Origin of the sequence: Streptomyces sp. NPDC056600 (assembly GCF_042792855.1) — a bacterium.
Taxonomy (GTDB): Bacteria; Actinomycetota; Actinomycetes; order Streptomycetales; family Streptomycetaceae; genus Streptomyces.
Genome location: NZ_JBHTVQ010000062.1, coordinates 16,425 through 38,349 on the forward strand (window position 1 = coordinate 16,425; position 21,925 = coordinate 38,349).

At 74.6% G+C, this 21,925-nt stretch carries 13 protein-coding genes and 1 pseudogene; 9 read left to right on the forward strand and 5 right to left on the reverse strand.

The window, feature by feature from the left end; translation table 11 throughout:
- The first annotated feature begins 155 nt into the window (after positions 1 to 155).
- From ACFRAV_RS25640 to ACFRAV_RS25665, 6 genes and pseudogenes are all read left to right on the forward strand, one after another.
- Entirely contained in the window at positions 156 to 2,654 is a 2,499-nt protein-coding gene (locus ACFRAV_RS25640) for a CDP-glycerol glycerophosphotransferase family protein (RefSeq protein WP_382558609.1), read from the forward strand.
- A gap of 2 nt (positions 2,655 to 2,656) precedes the next feature.
- Positions 2,657 to 4,924: a CDP-glycerol glycerophosphotransferase family protein gene (locus ACFRAV_RS25645; protein WP_382558610.1), complete on the forward strand. Its 2,268-nt coding sequence runs from the start codon at positions 2,657 to 2,659 to the stop codon at positions 4,922 to 4,924.
- Positions 4,921 to 6,165, forward strand: a pseudogene (locus ACFRAV_RS25650) (hypothetical protein); the annotation flags it as partial. The gene ACFRAV_RS25645 and the pseudogene ACFRAV_RS25650, both read left to right, overlap by 4 nt.
- 629 nt (positions 6,166 to 6,794) lie before the next feature.
- On the forward strand, positions 6,795 to 8,426 hold the full coding sequence (locus tag ACFRAV_RS25655) for a hypothetical protein (RefSeq protein ID WP_382558611.1): 1,632 nt from the start codon (positions 6,795 to 6,797) through the stop codon (positions 8,424 to 8,426).
- Positions 8,423 to 9,781: a glycosyltransferase 87 family protein gene (locus ACFRAV_RS25660; protein WP_382558612.1), complete on the forward strand. Its 1,359-nt coding sequence runs from the start codon at positions 8,423 to 8,425 to the stop codon at positions 9,779 to 9,781. The genes ACFRAV_RS25655 and ACFRAV_RS25660 overlap by 4 nt, the downstream gene beginning before the upstream one ends.
- Before the next feature lie 427 nt (positions 9,782 to 10,208).
- On the forward strand, positions 10,209 to 15,212 hold the full coding sequence (locus tag ACFRAV_RS25665; protein WP_382558613.1) for an NAD-glutamate dehydrogenase: 5,004 nt from the start codon (positions 10,209 to 10,211) through the stop codon (positions 15,210 to 15,212).
- A gap of 130 nt (positions 15,213 to 15,342) precedes the next feature.
- Here the strand turns inward: ACFRAV_RS25665 and ACFRAV_RS25670 are convergent, their stop codons facing one another.
- The 4 genes from ACFRAV_RS25670 to ACFRAV_RS25685 all read right to left on the reverse strand — a co-directional run bounded on the left by ACFRAV_RS25670 (position 15,343) and on the right by ACFRAV_RS25685 (position 18,324).
- A complete protein-coding gene (locus tag ACFRAV_RS25670) occupies positions 15,343 to 15,690 on the reverse strand; it encodes a hypothetical protein (protein ID WP_382558614.1) in 348 nt (115 codons plus the stop codon).
- A 224-nt stretch (positions 15,691 to 15,914) separates the two neighbouring features.
- A complete protein-coding gene (locus tag ACFRAV_RS25675; RefSeq protein ID WP_382558615.1) occupies positions 15,915 to 16,373 on the reverse strand; it encodes a hypothetical protein in 459 nt (152 codons plus the stop codon).
- Between the two features lie 228 nt (positions 16,374 to 16,601).
- Positions 16,602 to 17,396 carry an ABC transporter ATP-binding protein gene (locus ACFRAV_RS25680; protein WP_382558619.1) on the reverse strand — a complete coding sequence of 265 codons (795 nt, stop codon included), beginning with the start codon at positions 17,394 to 17,396 and terminating at the stop codon, positions 16,602 to 16,604.
- Between the two features lie 7 nt (positions 17,397 to 17,403).
- Entirely contained in the window at positions 17,404 to 18,324 is a 921-nt protein-coding gene (locus tag ACFRAV_RS25685; protein ID WP_382558616.1) for an ABC transporter permease, read from the reverse strand.
- A gap of 148 nt (positions 18,325 to 18,472) precedes the next feature.
- On the opposite strand from ACFRAV_RS25685, the gene ACFRAV_RS25690 reads away from it, so the two are divergent.
- Positions 18,473 to 19,234 carry a TetR/AcrR family transcriptional regulator gene (locus ACFRAV_RS25690; protein WP_382558617.1) on the forward strand — a complete coding sequence of 254 codons (762 nt, stop codon included), beginning with the start codon at positions 18,473 to 18,475 and terminating at the stop codon, positions 19,232 to 19,234.
- A 570-nt stretch (positions 19,235 to 19,804) separates the two neighbouring features.
- On the opposite strand, the gene ACFRAV_RS25695 is transcribed toward ACFRAV_RS25690, so the two are convergent.
- Entirely contained in the window at positions 19,805 to 20,134 is a 330-nt protein-coding gene (locus ACFRAV_RS25695; RefSeq protein WP_308216734.1) for an Rv3235 family protein, read from the reverse strand.
- 475 nt (positions 20,135 to 20,609) lie between these two features.
- Here ACFRAV_RS25695 and ACFRAV_RS25700 point away from each other — a divergent pair, with 475 nt between their 5' ends.
- Both ACFRAV_RS25700 and ACFRAV_RS25705 read left to right on the forward strand, forming a co-directional pair.
- Entirely contained in the window at positions 20,610 to 21,125 is a 516-nt protein-coding gene (locus ACFRAV_RS25700) for a DUF6912 family protein (RefSeq protein WP_382558618.1), read from the forward strand.
- 5 nt (positions 21,126 to 21,130) lie between these two features.
- On the forward strand, positions 21,131 to 21,865 hold the full coding sequence (locus tag ACFRAV_RS25705) for an HAD family hydrolase (protein ID WP_382558620.1): 735 nt from the start codon (positions 21,131 to 21,133) through the stop codon (positions 21,863 to 21,865).
- Positions 21,866 to 21,925: the final 60 nt, after the last annotated feature.

Genomic DNA, 21,925 nt, shown 5'->3' on the forward strand with positions numbered 1-21,925 from the left:
ACCCCCGGCCCCCCGCGCGCCGCTGACGCCCGCACCCCGCCCCGCACCACGCACACCCCGCCCCGCCCCGCCCCGTACCGCCCGGCCGCCCCGCACCGCACCGCCCCGGGAAGACGCCCACCCGCGAACCACCGCGAAGAGGAGGCGCGCGAACCATGCCCCGGTTCTCCGTCGTGATCCCCGCCCATGGCACCGCCCACCGTCTGGCGGAGGCCCTGGACAGCGTCGCCGGCCAGCGCCGGCCCGACCTGGAGGTGATCGTCGTCCTGGACGGCCCGGCCGGCTCCCCCGCCCCCGAGGCCGACGTCCTCGCCGCGCGCGCAGGCCAGGATCCGCCCCTGCGTCCCGTGCTGTCCCCGCCCTCCGCAGGGCTCGGCGCCGCCCGCAACGCGGGACTGGCCGCCGCGCGCGGCGACTACGTGCTGTTCCTCGACGGTGACGACGTCCTCACCCCCGGCGCGCTCGACGCGGTCGCCGCCCGGCTCGCGTCCGCGGGCGACCCCGACGTCCTGGTCCTCGGCCATGAACGCGTCACCTGGTGGACCCCCGCCCGGCCGCCCGGGCCCCGCCCCCTCCTGCCCGAACAGCACGCCCCCGACGGGCCGTTCCACCCCGCCGAGGCCCCCGCCCTCACCGGCGTCCGGCTGCCGGCCTGGAGCGCCGCCTACCGCCGCGCCTTCGTCACCGGCCACCGCCTCGCCTTCGCCGACGGCTGGTACACCGACCTGTCCTTCACCCCGGCCGCGCTGCTCGCCGCCGAGCGGATCGCCGTGCTGCGCCGGACCGTCGTCGAGCACCGGGTGCGACGTCAGGGCAGCCGCCTCGGCGAGCCCGGGCCGCACCACCGGGACCTGCTCGACCGGGCCGGGGACCTGCTGCGCCGTACGGCGGGACTGCCCGCCGCCCGGACCGGGCCGCTCTTCGCCGACCTGTTCGCGCTGGTCCTGCGCGCCGCCGCCGACCCGCGCCGCCTGCCCGCCGCCGACCGCCGCGCCTTCTTCACCGCCGCGGCCGGCCTGTACCGCCGTCACCGGCCCGCCGGGTTCCGGCCGCCCCGCGGCAGCCTGGGCGTCCAGCACCGGCTGCTCGCCGCGGGCAGCCACCCGGCGTTCCGCCTGCTGCGCGCCGCCCACCGCGTGGCCGGCCGGCTCCGCGCCCTCGCCGTCCTGCCCGCTCCGCTGCGCGGGCTGCGCACCCGCCTGCACTACCGCCGCGCGCTGCGCCGCCCGCTCGACCCGGACCTCGTCGTGTACTGCGCCTACTGGGGCCGCGGCTACGCCTGCAACCCGGCGGCGATCCACACCAAGGCGCGCGAACTCGCCCCCCACCTGCGAGGGGTCTTCCTCGTCGAGCCGGAGGCCGTCCCCACGCTCCCGCCCGGCGTGGAGCACGCGGTGATCGGCACGCGTGCGTACTGGGACCTGCTGGCCCGCGCCACCTACCTCGTCTCCAACGCCAACTTCGCCGACGCCGTCGTCAAGCGCCCCGGCACCGTCCACCTCCAGACCCAGCACGGCACGCCGCTGAAGCGGATGGGCCTCGACCAGGCCGCCCACCCGGTGGTCGCCGCCGCCACCGGGAGCTTCGCCAAACTGCTGGCCCGCGTCCAGCGCTGGGACCACAACCTGTCCTCCAACCCGCACTCCACCGAGACCTGGGAGCGGGTCTTCCCCGGCGGGCACACGACGCTGGAGTACGGCTATCCGCGCAACGACGTGTACTGCACGGCCACCGCTCGGGACGTGGCCCGGATCCGCCGCGAACTGGGCGTCCCCGAGGGCGCCACGGCCGTCCTGTACGCCCCCACCCACCGCGACCACGCCGACGGCTTCGACGCGGCGCACGACGGCCTCCTCGACCCCGAGCGGCTGGCCGAGGCGGCCGGCGAGAACGCGGTGGTACTGCTGCGGGCCCACTACTTCCACGACCGCGCCGGACACGAACGGGCCACCGCCTCACCGCGGGTGATCGACGTGACCTCGCACCGCTCGGCGGAGGACGTGTGCCTGGCGGCGGACATGCTGGTCACCGACTACTCGTCCATCATGTTCGACTACGCCAACCTGGACCGGCCGATCGTCGTCCACGCCCCCGACCTGGACGTCTACCGCGCCACCCGCGGAGTCACCTTCGACCTCCCGGCGTCGCCCCCCGGCCCCGTCTCCCGCACCCCGGAGGAGCTGTACCGCCTCCTCGCCGAGGGCGCCCACACCTCCGCGGAGTCAGCCCGCCTGCGCGCCGCCTTCCGTGCGCGCTTCTGCCCCTGGGACGACGGCCACGCCGCCGAACGCGTCGTCCGCCACGTCCTCCTCGGCGAACCCGCCTCTTCCCTCCCCCCGATCACCCCCTTGTCCGACCGCACCCCGGCCCCTTCAGCCGCCCCACCCGTACCGCGTCGGTCTCCGGCGGCCGCCGGCGCGACGCCGCCTGCGGCAACTCCTGCCGCTCCGTCCGCGGGCGGCCGGGCCGTCCAGGGGGCGATGGGGGTCCCCCCGCGCGAGCGAGGCCGAGCGTGGGGGAGGGCGGGCGCAGGCGGTGCGTACGCACGGGACGGTTCGCTCAACGCCGCGTCGGTCCCCCGCACCGCGTCCCCGGCCCCGCCCCCGGCGGAGGAACCCCGCACCGCACCCCCCGCACCCCCCGTGAGGAACTGACCGTGCCGCCCCGCCTGAGCATCATCGTCCCCGCCCACCGCGTCCAGGGCTTCCTCCGCGAGTGCCTCGACTCCGTCCTCACCCAGTCCCACCAGGACTGGGAACTGATCGCCGTCGACGACCACTCCCCCGACCGCAGCGGCGAGATCCTCGACGAGTACGCCGCCCGCGACCCCCGGATCACGGTGCTCCACCTCACCGAGAACGCCGGCCTCGGCCGCGCCCGCAACGCCGCGCTCCCGCACGCCACCGGCGACCACCTCCTCTTCCTGGACAGCGACGACACCCTCACCCCCGGCGCCCTCCAGGCGATCGCCGACCGCCTCGACGAGACCGGCGACCCGGACGTCCTCGTCTTCGACTACGTCCGGGCCCACTGGTGGGGTGGCATCCGCCGCAACGCCCTCGCCCACGTGCTCGCGGAGACCGGCGCGGCCCCCGCGCCCGGCGACGTCTTCACCGCCGCCGGGCACCCCGAGATCCTCGAGCTCCTCATGGTGGTCTGGAACAAGACCTACCGCCGCGCGTTCGTCGAGCACCACGGCTTCCGCTTCCCGCCCGGCTACTACGAGGACACCCCCTGGACCTTCCCGGTCCTGCTCACCGCCGGGCGGATCGCCGCCCTGGACCGCGTGTGCCTCAGCTACCGCCAGCGGCCCACCGGCTCGATCCTCTCCACCACCAGCCGCAAGCACTTCGACCTGCACGAGCAGTACCGCCGGGTCTTCGCCTTCGTCGACGAGCACCCCGAACTGGAGGCCTGGAAGCCCTACCTGCACCGGCGGGCGGGCGAGCACTGCCTGGACGTGCTGGGCAAGCCGGACCGCCTGCCGCCCTCCGCCAGGGCCGAGTTCTTCCGCGCCACCGCCGGCCTCCTGCGCGAACTGCGGCCCCCGGGCACCGCCACCGACCCGGCCCTGCGCGTACTGGAACGCCCGTACGCCGCCTACCGGTTGACCCGGCGGACGGCCGCGGTCCGCCGCCACGCCGCCGTCACGGCCCGCCGCGCGCGCCGGGTCACCGCCGAACGCGCGGGCCGCGTCCTGCAGTTCGCGCACCGCCGCCGCGGCCTGGACCCCGAACTGGCGCTGTACTCCTCGTTCCACCACCGCGGCGTGCTCGGCGACCCGGCGGCGATCCACCGCGCGGCCCGCGAACTCGCCCCGCACGTCCGCGGCGTGTGGGTGGTGCGCCCCGAACACGCCCACCAGGTCCCCGACGGGATCGAGCACGTGGCCCCCGGCTCACCCCGGCACCTCGCCCTCCAGGCCCGTGCCACCTGGTTCGTCAACGACGTCCCCTGGCCCTGGATGCCGGTCAAGCGCCCCGGCAGCGTGCACATCCAGACCCACCGCGGCACCCCGCTGAAGTACCAGGGCGCCGACCTGCTGACCAAGCCCGGAGCGCGGCTGGGCCTGGACGTGCCGCGGATGCTGCGCAGGGCGGACCTCTGGGACTGGAGCCTGGTCGCCAACCGCCACTCCGAGCGGGTCTGGGAGCGCGCCTTCCCCTGCCACTTCACCTCGCTGCGCACCGGCAGCCCGCGCAACGACGTGCTGGTGCGCGGTGACGCCGCCCGCGGCGCGGCCACCCGGGCGCGCCTCGGCATCCCCGCCGGGCAGACCGTGGTGCTGTACGCCCCGGCCCGCCGCGACCACGTCCGCGGCGGCCACACGGAGCCGTTCGACCCGGCCCAATTCGCCGCCGACCTCGGCCCCGGGCGGACCCTGGTGGTCCGCCTCCATCCCTCGCTCGCCGACGGCCCGGCCCGCGGCCTCTCCCTCGCCGAGCTGCACCGGCGGGGCGTCCTCGTCGACGCCACCGACGAACCCCATGTGGAGGATCTGATGCTCGCCTCCGACGTCCTGGTCACCGACCACTCGTCGCTGATGTTCGACTACGTCAACCTGGACCGGCCCGTCGTCGTGCACGCCGGCGACCGGGCCGCGGTCGCGGCGAGCCGCGGCCTCTACCTCGACGTCACCGCCGAACCGCCCGGGCACGTGACCCGCGGCTACGAGGAACTGGCCGAGCTCTTCTCCGGCGACGCCTGGCGCGACGAGCGGTCCGCCCGGCTGCGCGCCCGCTTCCGGGCCGTGTACGGGGAGTTCGACGACGGCAGGGCCGCCGAGCGGGTGGTGCGCACCCTGATGCTCGGCGAGCCGATGCCGGCCCACGCCACCCCGGCCCCCGCCGGGTCCGCCGCCGACGGCTCCGCCTCCCTGCCCGCTCCGGCCGCCGGCCGCGACGACCTCCTCCAGCGGTCATGAGCGCCGCCGCCTCCCCGCTGGCCGCCCTGCGCCCACGCCGCACCCGCGGCTGGGTGCTGCTGCTGGCCGCCGTCTTCGCCGTGCTCCAGCTCGCCAACGTCAGCGGCCGGGACACCCCCGACACCAAGAACTACCTCTCGTACACGATGAGCCTGCTGGGGCAGGACAAGCGGGAGGCGGCGGGCGTCACCATCGAGTACGCCTGCGCCGGACAGGCCTCGGTGGCCCGCCGCGACCAGAAGGTCGACGTGGAGCGCTTCCACCGGGCCTCGCCCGCCCGGGACGTCGCCTCCGCCTGCCGTTCCGACCACTGGCGGGCCGTCGAGGAGCGGCTGAGGGCCGGGCAGACCGGCGGGCACACCACGCCCTTCATGTCCGAGCGGTTCCAGCGGATCTTCGAGGTCCGCCCCGGCTACCCGGCGTTCCTGGCCCCCTTCGTCGCCACCTTCGGCGTGAAGTGGGGTCTGTGGGCGGCGGGCGTCACCATCGCCTCCTCGTGCGGGATCCTGGTCTTCCTGGTCCTGCGCTCGCTGCGGGTCCGCCGCACCCTCGCCCTCACCGGGCAGGCGCTGTTCTACGCGCTGCCCTGCGGGGTGACGGCGATGCGGCCGATGACCGAGGGGCTGCTGCTCCTGTTCACCCTGTCCGCCCTGTGGGGCTGCGCACTGGTACTGCGCGGCCGTGGCTGGACGGGCACGATGCTGGTCTCGCTGTCGCTGGCAGCGCTGTTCACCGTCAAGCACTCGCAGGCCCTGTTCCTCGGGGTGTGCCTGGCGGCGGCGGGCGCGGCGGTCGCCCTGCGCCGACTGCGGCGCGCACGGCCGGTGGGACGCGGGGTGGTCGCGGTGGCGGCGGCCTCCGCGTACGGGGCGCTGGCCACGGTGGTCGCCGCGTGGGCGCTGGACCACCCGTCCATGACGGACAGCGTGCAGGACCTGCTCACCGACCACTTCCAGCGGCCCGACCGGGCGGCGCCGTGGCGGGAGTTCGCGCACCTGGAGCTCAACTTCTGGGTGGAGTGGACCCGCCGCCAGCTGTGGGAGCCGCTGTTCGCCGCGGCGCTGGCAGCCGGTGCGTGGGGCGCGCTGCGGCGGCGTCCCGCCTTCGGCGTGTTCCTGGTCGGCGCGGCGGGAACGGGGGTGCTGACCCAGGCGGCGCACCCCGACATGGGCATCTGGGGCGGCCGCCTGATCGTGATCGCCTGGCTCCTGCCGGTGGTGGGCCTCCCGCTGCTCCTGGAGTCCCTGACCACCCGCCAGGGCCCCTTCTCCCCCACCAGCGTCCCCCTCCGCTTCCCCCACCCGGCTTCCGGCTCCCTCTCCCCCAGGCCCGCCCTGTGGCCCCCACGCTCGGCCCCCACCGACGCACCCGCGCACGCCACCGCCGCGCCCGCCACGGTGTCCGAGAAGGACACCGACTCCGCCACACCTGCGGGCGGCTGGGCCGCCCAGGGGGCGATGGGGGTCCCCCCGCGCGAGCGAAGCCGAGCGTGGGGGAGGGCGGGCGCAGGCGGTGAGTTCGCACGGGACGGTTCCACCAACACCGCGTCAGCCCCCCGCACCGCGCCGCCGGCGACCGGCACACCCCCCGCACCCCGCGCCGCCGAAGCCGGCACCGCCGCGGAGCCCGCAGGCTCGAGCCCCCAGGCGCGCCGCCTCACCGTGACCACCACCGCACACCACCCCCCGGCCGCCCTCGCCCACCTGGCCTCCCCGCCGCCACCGGACGCGGCCCCGGACAAGGGCAACGGCAAGGCCCCCCGCACCGGCAAGCTGCTCCGCAAGGGCAGAGGCAAGCCCCGCACCAAAGCCACCGGCACCGGCACCGGCACCGGCACCACCGACACCCCCTCCCCCGGGGGCCGGAAGACGTGACCGTCACCACCCGCCCCCTCACGGGGGCGAAGACCCCCTCCGGCTCCACCGCCTCCCGCCGCTTCCGCCCCCGCCACCCCTCCCCCTACGCCGTCCTCGGCGGCCTCGCCTGGCTCGTGCTGACCCTCGCCTCCTGGCGGGTCCCGATGTGCTGCGACTACGGCCAGCACGCCGCCGTCGTCGAGCGCCTGCGCGAGTCGCTGTTCCATCCCCGCCACCCCCTGGTGGACCTCCCGGGCGACGGCAACCCCTACTACTCCCCCTACGCCCTCGCCCAGGGCGCCTTCGCCCGCCTCACCGGCCTGAACGGCATCGAGACGGTCCGCCTGGCGACCCCGTTCAACCTGGCCGTCCTCCTCACCGGCCTGAACCGCCTGGTCCGCGCGCTCACCCCCCGCCCGTGGGCGCCCGTGTGGGCCCTCCTCGCCGTCACCCTCCTGTGGGGCACCGAACGCGCCTGGTGGAGCGGCTTCCTGAACCTGATGTCCTCGACGGGGCACGCCGGTTACCCCTCCGCCTTCGCCCTCGGCGCGACCCTCTGGGCCTGGGCCCTGACCGCCACCCGCGCCCACGCCGCCGACGGCACCGGCACGGGCAGCGGCACCGGCCCAGGCACACGCCCAGGCTCCGGCCCCGGGAACCGTCCCGGCATCCGCTTCGTCGGCCCCCGCGGCCTCCCCGGCCTCCCCGGCTACGCCGCCCTGGGCGTCCTGTACGGGCTGATCCTGCTGACCCACCCGGTCACCTTCGTCGCCGCCGCCCTCGGCGCCGTCGCCTTCGTCGCCGCGTCACCGCGGAACCTGGCCCCCGCGATGCTCGGGCGCTGGGCGACGGCCGCCGCCGTCGCGTTCGCCCTCGCGGTGGCCTGGCCGTACGCGGACGTGCTCGCCCTGGCCGGGAACCGCGGCCTGGACGTGATGCACCGCCAGCTCTACGACCGGCTCCCCGAGCGCTTCTGGCTCGCCGCCGTGCTCGGTGTCCCGGCGCTGGCCGTGCGGACGCGCAGGGCCGGCCGTCCCTGGCGCGACCCGCTGACGCTGCTGTTCCTGCTGGACTGCGCGGCCCTGGCGTACGGCTGGTTCAGCGGTCATTGGACGTACGCCCGCCTGCTCGGCCCCGCCCTGCTCCCGCTGCAGCTGGCCCTGGCCGTGGAGCTGGCCGCGCCGCGCCCATGGCCCCGGTGGCGCAGCGCGCTGGGCGCGGCGGCCGTGGCGGGCGCGGTGTGCGGGCTGCTGACCGTGCACGCGGGCGCCCTCGTTCCCTGGAGCCGCCTCGACCAGCCGCCGCGCTGGCCCTCGTACGACTGGGCGGCCCGGCACGTGGGCCGGGGCGAGACCCTGCTGGCGGACGGCTACTTCGCGCCGCGTCTGCTGCCGGGGTACGGCGTGGACCTGGTGGCGCCGCCCTGGCCGGACGCGGCCCTCGGCGCGGCGGAACAAGGCCGGCGGACCGAGGCCACCGCCCGCTACCTGGACCCGGCCACCGGGCGTGCCGGGCGGGAGGCCGTGGTCCGCCGCTACCGGGTGCGCTGGCTGCTGCTGACCCGCTGGCGCAGGACCCCGGAGGAGGCGGTCGTGGTGGCCTGGAGCAGGGAGACGGGCGAGGTCCTCGCCCGGGTCGGCCGGTGACCAGGTCCGCGACGGGCCGCGTCCGCCCCGCCGCGGCCGTCGCCGCACTCACCCTCCTGTGGCTGCTGACCCGGGCCGTGATGCTCTGGCTGCTGACCCACGACCACCTGCCGTGGCTCGGCGCGGGCGGCGTCACGCACGAACCGGAGCGGCTCTACACCCGCTGGCGGGAGAGCCTGGACGACGGCTCCTACCCCTCCGGCGACCCGCTCTGGCAGTACCCGCCCGGCGCGGGCGCCGCCCTGCTGCTGCCGGGGCTGCTGCTGCCCCGGCTGCCCTACCCGTGGGCGTTCACCGCGCTCACCCTGGCCGCGGACGCCGCCGTCACCGCCGCCCTGGTCCGGACGGGCCTCACCCGCCACGCCCGGGGCGACGGCGAACGCAGCCTGCTCGGCGCGCTGCTGTGGACCGCGGGGCTCCCGCTGCTCCTGCACCTCCCGCTGGCCCGTTTCGACGTGCAGGTCACCGCGCTCGCCGTGCTCGCGCTGCTCGTGGCGCGCCGCCTGCCCCGGCTGGGCGGCGCGCTGGCCGCGCTCGGCGCGCTGGCCAAGGCGTGGCCGGCGCTGGTGCTGGCCGGCACCGAGCCGGGCCGCACCACCCGGCGGGCCTGGACCTCCGCCGGGATCACCGCCGTCACCCTCCTCGCGCTGCTCACCTCGCTGTTCGCCGACGCGCTCTCCTTCGTCCGGCAGCAGGGCGGGCGGGGCGTGCAGATCGAGTCGCTCGGCGGCACGCTGCTCTCCTTCGCCTCGCACGCCGGCTGGCCGGGACGTGTGCGCTACCAATACGGGGCGATGGAGCTGGTCGGCCCGGGCGTCGGGGTGGTGGCCGCGGCCTCGCTGACGCTGACCGCGGCGTCCTTCGCGCTGATCGTCCTGTGGCGTCTGCGGGTGGTCCGCGCCACCCGCGCGGCCGCCCGCGCCGCCGCCCCGCACGGCCCCTGGGACCCGGCCCTGACCCACGACGCCCCGCTGGCGGCCGTCCTGCTGCTGACGGTGACCAGCCGGGTCATCAGCCCGCAGTACATGATCTGGCTGCTGGGCCTGTCCGCGGTCTGCCTGACCCTGCGGCGCTCTGCCCAGCGGCCGGTGGCGCTGCTGGTCGTGGCGGCGACGGCGGTCAGCGCGCTGGCCTATCCCGTCCTCTACGACGAGGTCGTCGCCCGCACCTGGACCGGCTGCCTGGTGATGGCGGTCCGCAACGGCCTGCTGGTGGCCGCCGCCGCCCTGTCCTGCGTCCGGCTGGCGCGCCTCACCCCGGGACGCGCCGACGAGCCGCACGAGGGGCCCGGCCCGGCCTCCCGCGGCGCCGGACACGCGCCGACGGCGACACCCCAGGGCCCGCCGCCCGGCTGAGCGGAGCCCGCGCCGGACGCCCCCCCATACCGCCCCTCCCCACTTCGCGGCGCTGTGCGGACCGGCAAAATAGCACCCCCTGTTTTGTACACATACGGCTCATGACGGCCCCCTCTCACCGGCATATAGCCTTGTGGCGTGATCAGCGCGATAGCCGGCGCGGGCGCACCAGCCCTCGCATCGCGCCCGGAGCACCCGGTGGACACCCGGGACCGGGCGCCGCTCGCTGATATTTCCGAGGGGGCCAGGGGGGCCGCGACATCGAAGTCGCGCATGGCCGAATTCCCCACGCACGTCCCCTCCCCAGGCATAGCGTCGGAACGAACCGGACACCCGGCGTCGAGACGTGATGCCGGAAGCACCTCGGCCCAACCGGCCGACTTCCCTTCGACGTCACGCAACGGCGCGCGACAGGAGCCAAGGAACGATGCAGACCAAGCTGGACGAAGCCAAGGCCGAGCTGCTCGAGAGGGCCGCCCGGGTAGCTGAGAACAGCCCGGCCGGAGGACGTCTTCCGGCGGGGGCCACGGACGAGGGCGGGAGGAGCCCGGACCGGGCCGCCGTGCTGTCGTTGCTCCAGCGCTACTACCTGCACACGGCGCCCGAGGACCTCACCGACCGCGATCCGGTCGACGTCCTGGGCGCGGCGTACTCCCACTACCGGCTGGCCGGCAACCGGCCGCAGGGCACGGCCGCGGTGCGCGTGCACACCCCGACCGTCGAGGAGAACGGCTGGACCAGCAGCCACTCCGTGGTCGAGGTCGTCACCGACGACATGCCGTTCCTGGTCGACTCGGTGACCAACGAGCTCTCCCGCCAGGGCCGTGGCATCCACCTGGTGGTCCACCCTCAGGTCGTGGTCCGCCGCGACCTGACGGGCAAGCTCCTGGAGGTCCTCGACACTCCCGTCGGCTCGGACGCCGAGCTGCCGCACGACGCGTACGTCGAGTCGTGGATCCACGTCGAGATGGACCGCGAGACCGACCGCGAGGACCTCAAGCAGATCACCGCGGACCTCCAGCGCGTCCTGTCCGACGTCCGTGAGGCCGTCGAGGACTGGGAGAAGATGCGCGAGGCGGCGCTGCGCATCGCCGACGAGCTGCCCGCCGAGCCGCTCGCCTCCGACCTGCCCCCGGAGGAGATCGAGGAGGCCCGCGAGCTGCTGCGCTGGCTGTCCGCCGACGCCTTCACCTTCCTCGGCTACCGCGAGTACCAGCTCGTCGACGACGACACCCTGGCCGCCGTCCCCGGCACCGGCCTCGGCATCCTGCGCTCCGACCCGCAGCAGAGCGCGGGCGGCGGCGAGCACGACGGCGACCGCGGCGCGGACCCGGCCGGCCCGTCCTTCGAGCGGCTGCCCGCCGACGCCCGCGCCAAGGCCCGCGAGCACCGGCTGCTGGTCCTCACCAAGGCCAACAGCCGCGCCACCGTGCACCGGCCCAGCTACCTGGACTACATCGGCGTCAAGAAGTTCGACAAGAACGGCGAGGTCGTCGGCGAGCGCCGCTTCCTCGGCCTGTTCTCCTCGGCCGCCTACACCGAGTCGGTGCGCCGCGTCCCGGTGATCCGCCGCAAGGTCGCCGAGGTGCTGTCCGGCACCGGCTTCTCCCCCAACAGCCACGGCGGCCGCGACCTGCTCCAGATCCTGGAGACCTACCCGCGCGACGAGCTGTTCCAGACGCCCGCCGACGAACTGCGCTCCATCGTCACCTCCGTCCTCTACCTGCAGGAGCGCCGCCGACTGCGGCTCTACCTGCGGCAGGACGAGTACGGCCGCTACTACTCGGCGCTGGTCTACCTGCCCCGCGACCGCTACACCACGGCCGTGCGGCTGCGGATCATCGACATCCTCAAGGAGGAACTCGGCGGCTCCAGCGTCGACTTCACCGCCTGGAACACCGAGTCGATCCTCTCCCGGCTGCACTTCGTGGTCCGTGTGCCGCTCGGCACCGAGCTGCCGCACCTGTCGGACGCCGACAAGGAGCGCATCGAGAGCCGGCTCGCCGAGGCCGCCCGCTCCTGGGCCGACGGCTTCGCCGAGGCGCTGCACGCCGAGTTCGGCGAGGAACGCGCCGCCGAACTGCTGCGCCGCTACGGCAACGCCTTCCCCGAGGGCTACAAGGCCGACCACACGCCGCGCGCCGCCGTCTCCGACATCGCCCGCCTGGAGCACCTCACCACCGCGGGCGTCGAGGAGGAGTTCGCGCTCAGCCTCTACGAGCCGGTCGGCGCCGCGCCCGGCGAGCGCCGCTTCAAGATCTACCGCCACGGCGCCCCGGTCTCGCTGTCCGAGGTGCTGCCGGTCCTCACCCGGCTCGGCGTCGAGGTCACCGACGAGCGCCCCTACGAGCTGCGCTGCCCGGAGGGCCACGACGGCGTCACCGGCGCGTGGATCTACGACTTCGGCCTGCGCCTGCCGCGCACCGCGCTCACCGCGGCCGGGGAGTTCCTCGGCGGCGACGACGCCCGTGAGCGGTTCCAGGACGCCTTCGCCGCGACCTGGACCGGCCGCGCCGAGAACGACGGCTTCAACTCCCTGGTGCTGAGCGCCGGTCTGACCTGGCGCGAGGCGATGATGCTGCGCGCCTACGCCAAGTACCTGCGCCAGGCCGGGTCGACGTTCTCGCAGGACTACATGGAGGACACCCTCCGCGACAACGTCCACACCACCCGCCTGCTGGTCTCGCTCTTCGAGGCGCGGCTGTCGCCGGAGCGGCAGAGCGCAGGCCTGGAGATCGTCGAGGGCCTGCTGGAGGAGCTGGACGGCGCCCTGGACCAGGTCGCCTCGCTGGACGAGGACAGGATCCTGCGGTCCTTCCTCACCGTCGTGAAGGCGACCCTGCGCACCAACTTCTTCCAGCTGACCGACGACGGCCGGCCGCACGACTACGTGTCGATGAAGTTCGACCCGCAGGCCATCCCCGACCTGCCGGCGCCGCGCCCCGCCTTCGAGATCTGGGTGTACTCGCCGCGCGTCGAGGGCGTCCACCTGCGGTTCGGCAAGGTCGCCCGCGGCGGTCTGCGCTGGTCGGACCGGCGGGAGGACTTCCGCACCGAGGTCCTCGGCCTGGTCAAGGCGCAGATGGTGAAGAACACCGTCATCGTGCCGGTCGGCGCGAAGGGCGGCTTCGTCGCCAAGCAGCTGCCCGACCCGTCGGTGGACCGCGACGCCTGGATGGCCGAGGGCATCGCCTGCTACCGCACCTTCATCTCCGCGCTCCTCGACATCACCGACAACCTGGTCGGCGGCGAGGTCGTCCCGCCGCAGGGCGTGGTGCGGCACGACAGCGACGACACCTACCTGGTGGTCGCCGCCGACAAGGGCACCGCCACCTTCTCCGACATCGCCAACGAGGTCGCCCAGGCCTACGGCTTCTGGCTGGGCGACGCCTTCGCCTCCGGCGGCTCGGCCGGCTACGACCACAAGGGCATGGGCATCACCGCCCGCGGCGCCTGGGAGTCCGTCAAGCGCCACTTCCGCGAGCTGGGCGTGGACACCCAGTCGCAGGACTTCACCGTGGTCGGCGTCGGCGACATGTCCGGCGACGTGTTCGGCAACGGCATGCTGCTCAGCGAGCACATCCGCCTGGTCGCCGCCTTCGACCACCGGCACATCTTCGTCGACCCCGCCCCGGACGCGGCCACCTCCTACGCCGAGCGCCGCCGCCTGTTCGAGCTGCCGCGCTCCTCGTGGGCGGACTACGACACCAAGCTGCTCTCCCCGGGCGGCGGCGTCTTCCCCCGCACCGCGAAGTCGATCCCGCTCAACCAGCACATCCGCGAGGTCCTCGGCATCGACTCCGGCGTCACCAAGATGACCCCGGCCGAGCTGATGAAGGCGGTGCTGAGCGCCCCCGTCGACCTGCTGTGGAACGGCGGCATCGGCACCTACGTGAAGGCCTCCACCGAGTCGAACGCTGACGTCGGCGACAAGGCCAACGACGCCATCCGCGTCGACGGCCGGGACCTGCGGGTCAAGGTCGTCGGCGAGGGCGGCAACCTGGGCCTGACCCAGCTCGGCCGCATCGAGTACGCGCAGGCCGGCCACGGCGGCGAGGGCGGCAAGGTCAACACCGACGCCATCGACAACAGCGCGGGCGTGGACACCTCCGACCACGAGGTGAACATCAAGATCCTGCTCAACGGGCTGGTCACCGCCGACGACATGACGGTCAAACAGCGCAACAAGCTGCTCGCCGAGATGACCGACGAGGTCGGCCACCTGGTGCTGCGCAACAACTACGCGCAGAACACCGCGCTGGGCAACGCCGCCGCCCAGGCGGCCGACATGCTGCCCTCGCAGCAGCGCTTCCTGCGCCACCTGGTGCGCTCCGGCCGCCTGGACCGGGCCATCGAGTTCCTGCCCACCGACCGGCAGATCCGTGAGCGCCTCCAGCACGGGCAGGGCCTCACCGGCCCCGAGACCGCCGTACTGCTGGCCTACACCAAGATCACCGCGGCCGAGGAGCTGGTGACCACCGGCCTGCCCGACGACCCGTACCTGCGCCGCCTGCTGCACGCCTACTTCCCGGCGGCGCTGCGCGAGCGGTTCGAGGACCAGATCGACAACCACCCGCTGCACCGCGAGATCGTCACCACGGTCCTGGTCAACGACACCGTCAACACCGGTGGCACCACCTTCCTGCACCGGCTCCGCGAGGAGACCGGGGCGTCGCTGGAGGAGGTGGTGCGGGCGCACACCGTGGCCCGGGAGATCTTCCACTGCGGCCGCGTCTGGGACGCCGTGGAGGCGCTGGACAACCGGGTCGAGGCGGCCGTCCTCACCCGGATCCGGCTGCACTCGCGCCGCCTGGTCGAGCGCGCCACCCGCTGGCTGCTCAACAACCGGCCGCAGCCGCTGGCCATCGCCCAGACGGTGGAGTTCTTCGCCGAGGGCGTCGAGCAGATCTGGGGCCACCTGCCCAAGCTGCTGCGCGGCGCGGACCAGGCCTGGTACCAGCACATCCACGACGAGCTGGCGGGCGCCGGCGTGCCGGAGGAACTGGCCTCGCAGGTCGCCGGGTTCTCCTCCGCCTTCCCGACGCTGGACATCGTCGCGACGGCCGACCGGGTCGGCCGGGACCCGCTGGAGGTCGCCGAGGTCTACTACGACCTCGCCGACCGGCTGCGCATCACCCAGCTGATGGACCGCATCCTCGAACTGCCGCGCGCCGACCGGTGGCAGTCGATGGCCCGCGCCTCCATCCGCGAGGACCTGTACGCCGCGCACGCCGCCCTCACCGCGGAGATCCTCGCCGCGGGCGAGCCCTCGGACACCCCGGAGCAGCGGTTCGAGGCGTGGCAGGGACAGCACGCCGCGATCCTGAACCGGGCCCGCACGACGCTGGACGAGATCCACACCTCCGACAGCTTCGACCTGGCCAACCTGTCGGTCGCGATGCGCACCATGCGCACCCTGCTGCGGTCGTAGACCCCGGCCGAGCCGCACCGGAGCCGAGCCGGCCGTTTCGCCCCCGCGAGACGGCCGGCTCGGCCGTTTCCCGGGTCAGGGACCGGCGCCGCGGAGTTGCCGGACGCCGCGGAGTTGCCGGACGCCGTGCCTACTCCTCGGGGGCCGCCTGCGTGCGCCCCACCACCAGCAGCCACTCCACCGTGTCGGGGGCCGTCACGACGGCGGTTCCGGAGCGCTCCGCCGCCTTGCCGGAGAACTGGTGCCCGTACTGGGCCACCTTTCCGTCCCTGCACTCGCCGGAGATGGCCCTCTTGACGCGTGGCAGCCACACGTCCACCCTGCCGAGGCCCCGGCACACGATCCGCACGTTCAGCACGTCCCCCGGACGCGCTCGCGGGTACTCCTTGCTTCCGTTCCCGCTGTCGGGCAGTGCCGGCTGCGGCACCTCCTCCTCGCGGGGCTCCGCCGCCTCGCTCTCCGAGGGCGCCGTCGCCACCTGCTCCGACGCCTTGCCGGGTGACGGCTCACCGGAACCGGAACACCCCGCCACACACAGCACGGCCACCACCGCCGCACCCCACCGACCACGCATCACGCTTCTCCCCTCAGCTGTCGAACGGCCCGACCCCAGATCCACAAGTCCGCGCGCACACCTCACCAGTTGGAAGGTTGAGGGAGAACTGAGGTCCCGGGAGGCGACGCGGCGCTCCCTCGACGAGATCAGGGAGAAGTAGCCGGCACGGTACGGGTGACGGTGAGCGTCCACTCCACCTCCGGGGGAGCCGTCACGACGGCGGTGCCGGCGCGCTCCGCCCCCTCGACTCCGATCCGGTGCTCGTACCCGGTGACCTTCCCGTCGTGGCACCGGCTCGGAACGGTCGTGCCCACGCGGGGCACCCGCACCTCGACCGTCCCTTCCCCCCGGCACGAGAGGATGAGCGTGAGGGCGTCCCCGGACCGCCCGGACGGGTACGCCAGCCTCGCGTCCCCCCGGTGCTCCAACGCCTCCACCGGCTCCGGCTCCTGCCCCGTCGCGGACCCGGAGGGGTCCGGCCCCTCCTCCGCGGCCGCGGACAGTTCCCTCCCGTCGCCCCACGACGTCTCGGTGGTGCACCCCGCCGCACCCACCACGGCAGCCACCATCACCGCCACCACCGCGGCACCCCGTCGACCTCGCATCGCACGTTCCCCCGTTCCTCGAAGAGCCCGAGCGTAGGTCCGTCGCACGGCGCGAGCGCCGCCCCGCCGCGATCCCTGAGCAAGATCTGAGATCACCGGCCGGCGCCGGACAGCACCGGACGGCACGGAGGGGCGGCCCGGGGGACACACGCCCCGAACCGCCCCTCCGCGGAGCGACGCGTACCCGCGCCCTCCCTGCCGCTACTTGCCGCTTGCCGTTACTTGCCGCTACTTGCCGGTGAACTTCTCGTACTCCCGCATGACGTCCTCGGTCGGGCCGTCCATCCGCAGCTCGCCCCGCTCCAGCCACAGCACCCGGTCGCAGGTGTCCCGGATCGACTTGTTGTTGTGGCTGACCAGGAAGACCGTTCCCGCGTGCTTGCGCAGCTCGCGGATCCGCGCCTCGGAGCGCTTCTGGAACTTCTTGTCGCCCGTCGCCAGCGCCTCGTCGATCAGCAGCACGTCGTGGTCCTTGGCCGCGGCGATGGAGAACCGCAGCCGCGCCGACATGCCGGAGGAGTACGTCCGCATCGGCAGCGTGATGAAGTCGCCCTTCTCGTTGATCCCCGAGAAGTCGACGATCGACCGGTACCGCTCACGTATCTGCTCGCGCGACATCCCCATGGCGAGTCCGCCGAGGTGGACGTTCCGCTCGCCGGTGAGGTCCTTCATCAGCGCCGCGTTGACGCCCAGCAGCGAGGGCTGGCCGTCGGTGAAGATCTGCCCGTTCTCCACCGGCAGGAGCCCGGCCACCGCCTTCAGCAGCGTGGACTTGCCCGAACCGTTGGTGCCGATCAGCCCGATCGCCTCACCGCGGTGCGCCACGAACGTCACGTTCTTCACCGCGTGCACCCGCCGCACCCCGGCGGCCCGCTCGACCTTCTCCTTGCGCCGCACGATCCGGCTGAGCGCCGCCGTGGCCGCGCCCCGCCCTCCGCCCGCGCCGTTGACCTTGTAGACGATGTCCACATGGTCGACGACCACCGTGGGGATCCGCTCCCCGGTTGCGTCCTCGAGGTCCATCCGCTGCTCAGCCACGGCCGTAGGTCTCCTCAGCCTTCCAGAAGAAAACGAATCCCCCGAGACCGGCGAGCAGCGCCCACCCGCCGGCGATCAGCCACACGTGGTCCGGCAGCTGGCTCGCGGTGAAGCTGTCGATCAGCGCGAACCGCATCAGGTCGATGTAGACCGCCGCCGGGTTCCACTGAAGGAGGTTGAACACCCAGCCCGGCAGGTCCGTGCGCTGCGCCACCTGCGTCAGGCTGAACATCACGCCGGACGCGTACATCCAGGTGCGCAGCACGAACGGCATCAGCTGCGCCAGGTCGGGGGTGTGGGCGCCGAGGCGCGCCAGCACCATCGCCAGACCGGCGTTGAAGACGAACTGCAGGATCAGCGCCGGCACCACCAGCAGCCAGGACCAGGCCACCGGCACGCCGAAGACCAGCAGGATCACGGCCAGCGCCGCCATCGAGAACAGCAGCTGCTGGAGCTGCTGCAGGCAGTACGAGATCGGCAGCGAGGCCCGCGGGAAGTGCAGCGCGCGGACCAGGCCGATGTTGCTCGCGATCGCGCGGGTGCCGGTCATCAGCGAGGACTGGGTGAACGTCCACACGAACACGCCGGTGACCAGGAAGGGCACGAAGTCCGGGATCCCGCGGGAGGTGCCCATCAGGACGCCGAAGATGAAGAAGTACACCGCCGCGTTCAGCACCGGCGTCAGCACCTGCCAGAGCTGGCCCAGCTTGGCCTGGCTGTACTGGGCGGTGAGCTTGGCGGTGGAGAAGGCGGTGATGAAGTGCCGCCGCGCCCAGAGCTGCCGTACATAGCCGGTCAGGGTCGGGCGGGCCCCGCTGACCGTGAGACCGTGCCGGGCGGCCAGCGCCGGAAGGTCCCCGTGGTCGGGAACCGCCGGACCGGCGGCGTGCGGTGCGTCGAGAACCTGGCTCACATCCGCGGCCTTTCGTCGAGCGGGAGTGTTGGCGACGTTACGACGGAACGGGACCGTATCGTCGTCCGCGCGGCCTGAGCCTAGGCCGGGAACACGTCGCAACGCAACCGTCCCGTCGTCACGACGTCTTCGCCCTATGCTGGATCGCATGACTGACGCCGAAGCCGTCGAAGCCACCAGGGCCGCCGGGGCCGGGCCCGTCGGGGCCGCGGAGCCCCGGGGTGCGGCGGACTCCGTCGGCCCAGCTGCGGGCGCCACGGACCCTGCGGGCTCCGCCGGCCCTGCGAAGGGCGGCTCGGCGGGGGGCGACTCCGCGCCGCGCCGCAGGGCGCCGGCCGGGGCGGCGGTACTGCGCGAGGACGTGACGCAGGCCATCCGCGCGGCGGTGCTGCAGGAGCTCGCGGCGGTCGGGTACGCGCGGACCTCCATCGAGGGGGTCGCGCGCCGGGCCGGGGTCGGCAAGACGGCGGTCTACCGGCGTTGGCGGGGCAAGCTGCACCTGGTCCTGGACATCGTCTCCGCGCTGGCCGTCGAGGGGCTGCCCGCGCCGGACACGGGGTCCCTGGAGACGGACCTGCGGCTGCTGTACGAGTTCACCTCCCGCGCGCTGCGGCATCCGGTGGCCTCGCAGATCATCCCGGACCTGCAGGCGGAGGCCGCCCGCAACCCGGAGATCGACGAGGCGTTGCGCAAGGCGGTGCGGTCGGGCCAGGAGAGCGTGGCCCTGCGGATCCTCGCGGCGGCGGTGGAGCGGGGCGAGCTGCGGCGCGGCCTCGACGAGGACATCGCCCTCGACCTCATCACCGGCCCCCTCTACTGGCGCACCGTCATCCTCCGCCAGCCCCGCCTCCCCAAGTCCCACCTCCCCACCCTCACCCGAGCCACCACCGCCGCCCTCAAGTCCCTCTGACACGAGCTTTCCCACCCGGCACGAGGTCCCCCAGGCCCGAGCGACGGAATCCCCACCGCGCCCAACGGGCAGGCGGGGCAGCACCTCCCACCCACCCTGCGGGCAATCGTGCCGCTGGGGCGATGGGGGTCCCCCCGGACGAAGTCTGGGGGGCGGGTGGGCGCAGGGCCTCACGTCCCCACGAGGCGGCTCGCTCCCCGGAACCTCAGGTCCCTCCTGGGAAGGGGGCGGGTCGGGGGAACAAAACAGTGCTGCCCACCGGGCCTACGCCTCGGGCCGCACTGCGGCAAGGGTCCCGTGGGTACGGCACCGTCGGCTTACGCAGGGTGCTGCGAGCCGCTCGCCCCCAAGGCTGGGACCCGCGCCCGCCCGTGCCCCCCTGGGCGGCCCAGCCGCCCGCAGGGGGGGTGGCTGAGCCGCCCTGAGAGGCAGAGGACACCAACGGGCTCTCAGGCCCCACAGAGAGGCACAGGCGGCGCGGCACGCCGCCGAGGGCGAGGTACGGGCACCCACCCCCGGGGGAGCCGGAAGGCCCCCGGGGCGAGACCCCGGCGGAGGGGAGCCGCGGCGTCAGGGCCCCGCGTCGATCGCCACGCACCGCCACCGCCGGTCCTCCCCCCTCTCCAGCCGGAAGGCCAACGCCCGCACCCTCTCCCCCGCCCCGACCCGCACGAACACCTCGAGCGCCCCCGCCCGCGCCACGTAGTACCCGATGTCCCGCACCACCGGTCGGACCCCTCCCCGCGTCCGCAGCACCCCCCGTTCCGCGAGACGCGCCAGGTCGTCGTACGCGCGGCCCACCGTGTGCCGCAGCATCGAGTGCACCGGCAGCTGCCCGCTCAGCACCCCCACCAGCCGCTCCGCGAACACGTCGGTCGGCCGGTCGGACGGCGGCGCCACCCGCCGCGGCACCCCACCGGCCCGGGCGCCCGCCCCCTCCCGCGCGATGACACCGGACCCGCCCCCACTCCCCGGCCGCCGCGCGTCCCTCCGCCCCGGCGGCCGCCGCCGCGCCACCACCGTGCCCCCGGGCCGCTCCCCGGCCCCACCGCTGCGCACCCTCGTCATGACCTTGTTCACGAACACATCCCCGTTCCGCGAGAGACATACCGGCGAGTAACCCCGCTGTGGATCTTGTAGAGCCGCCCTCACCGCCGGGCAAAGACCGACACGAGGCCCACGACCGCCCCCGCGATTCACCTATCAGGCCCAATCACCCCCGCCGGGCCCGTGCGGACGGCCGCCCCCGCGCCTCCCGGCCGTGCCGCCGCGCGCTCTCCCCACGCCCCCGCCGCCACCCCGAAAGGGGACCGTCCCCGCACGCCGCACGTATCCTGAGCTGACCACTCGTCCCCGACCGAAAGCGGCGGCCCGCATGCGCGTCTACGTACCCCTGACCCTCCCCGGGCTCGCCGAGGCGTACCGGACGGGCGAGCTGGGCGGGGAGCGCGTCACCGCCTACGCGGCCACCCCCGCGCTGAGCGACTGGTACGAGTCGCAGGACTCCGAGGAGCTGGAGTACGCCGCCCTCGGCCTCGCCGCACACGCCTCGCTGCGCCTGCTGGCCGCCGACCCGGCCGCGCCCCGCCGCCGCGTCGTCGTCGCGGTGGACGTGGCCGACCGCGCCGTGGACCTGGCCCCCGAGGAGATGGGCGAGGCCCTCGTCCCCGGCCCCCTGCGGCTCGCCAAGGCCGCCTCCGTGCACGTCGACGCGCAGGGCGCCGAGCAGGACGTCACCGCCGCCGCGGCCGCGCTCGACGCCGCCGACAAGGACGACGCCGACGCGCAGGACACCGTGGACCTCGCCGACGAGCACGACCTGCTGTGGTTCGCCACGCAGGAGATCCCCGCCCTGGTCGACGGCCCGGACGCGGAAGGCGGACGCGCGTGACCGCCATACCCACCCCCCGCCCCGCGGCGGACCCCGGCGCCGGCCCCACCGGCCCCCGCCCGCACATCGTCTGGGACTGGAACGGCACCCTCTTCCACGACCTGGACGCCACGATCGCGGCCACCAACGCCGCCTTCACCGAGGTCGGTCTGGCGCCCATCACGCTGGAGCAGTACCGCACGCTCTACCGCGTCCCGGTGCCCCGCTTCTACGAGCGGCTGATGGGCCGCATGCCCACCCAGCGCGAGTGGGAGGTGATGGACGGGCTGTTCCACCACCACTACAAGGCCCACGTCACCGCCTGCGACCTCGCCGAGGGCGTCCGCGAGCTGCTGCACGGCTGGCACGCGGCCGGCCGCAGCCAGTCGATCCTCAGCATGCACGGCCACGACGAACTGGTCCCGCTGGTCCGCGAGTTCGGCATCGAGCCGCACTTCCTGCGGGTCGACGGCCGCGACGGCCCCTCCGGCGGCACCAAGGCCGAGCACATGGTCCGCCACCTCACCGCCCTCGACTCCCACGGCGTGCGCCCCGACACCACCGTCGTCATCGGTGACGCCCTCGACGACGCGCTGGCCGCCCGCACCGCGGGGGCGAGCGCGGTGCTGTACACCGGCGGCTCGCACAGCCGGGCCAGCCTGGAGGAGGCCGGCGTGCCGGTCGTGGACTCCCTCACCGAGGCGGTCTCCCTGGCGGAACACCTGGCGGAACACCTGGCCGACCGCCTCGCGCGGCCCTGACCGGGCCGGCCGCGACCGCCGGACGGACGACGAGGGGCCGGGTGCTGTGCGCACCCGGCC

Coding starts and splice junctions, on each gene's coding strand:
- ACFRAV_RS25640 (WP_382558609.1), top strand. CDS start 156: ATGCCCCGGTTCTCCGTCGTGATCCCCGCCCATGGCACCGCCCACCGT.
- ACFRAV_RS25665 (WP_382558613.1), top strand. CDS start 10,209: ATGCAGACCAAGCTGGACGAAGCCAAGGCCGAGCTGCTCGAGAGGGCC.
- ACFRAV_RS25675 (WP_382558615.1), bottom strand. CDS start 16,373: ATGCGAGGTCGACGGGGTGCCGCGGTGGTGGCGGTGATGGTGGCTGCC.
- ACFRAV_RS25680 (WP_382558619.1), bottom strand. CDS start 17,396: ATGGACCTCGAGGACGCAACCGGGGAGCGGATCCCCACGGTGGTCGTC.
- ACFRAV_RS25690 (WP_382558617.1), top strand. CDS start 18,473: ATGACTGACGCCGAAGCCGTCGAAGCCACCAGGGCCGCCGGGGCCGGG.
- ACFRAV_RS25700 (WP_382558618.1), top strand. CDS start 20,610: ATGCGCGTCTACGTACCCCTGACCCTCCCCGGGCTCGCCGAGGCGTAC.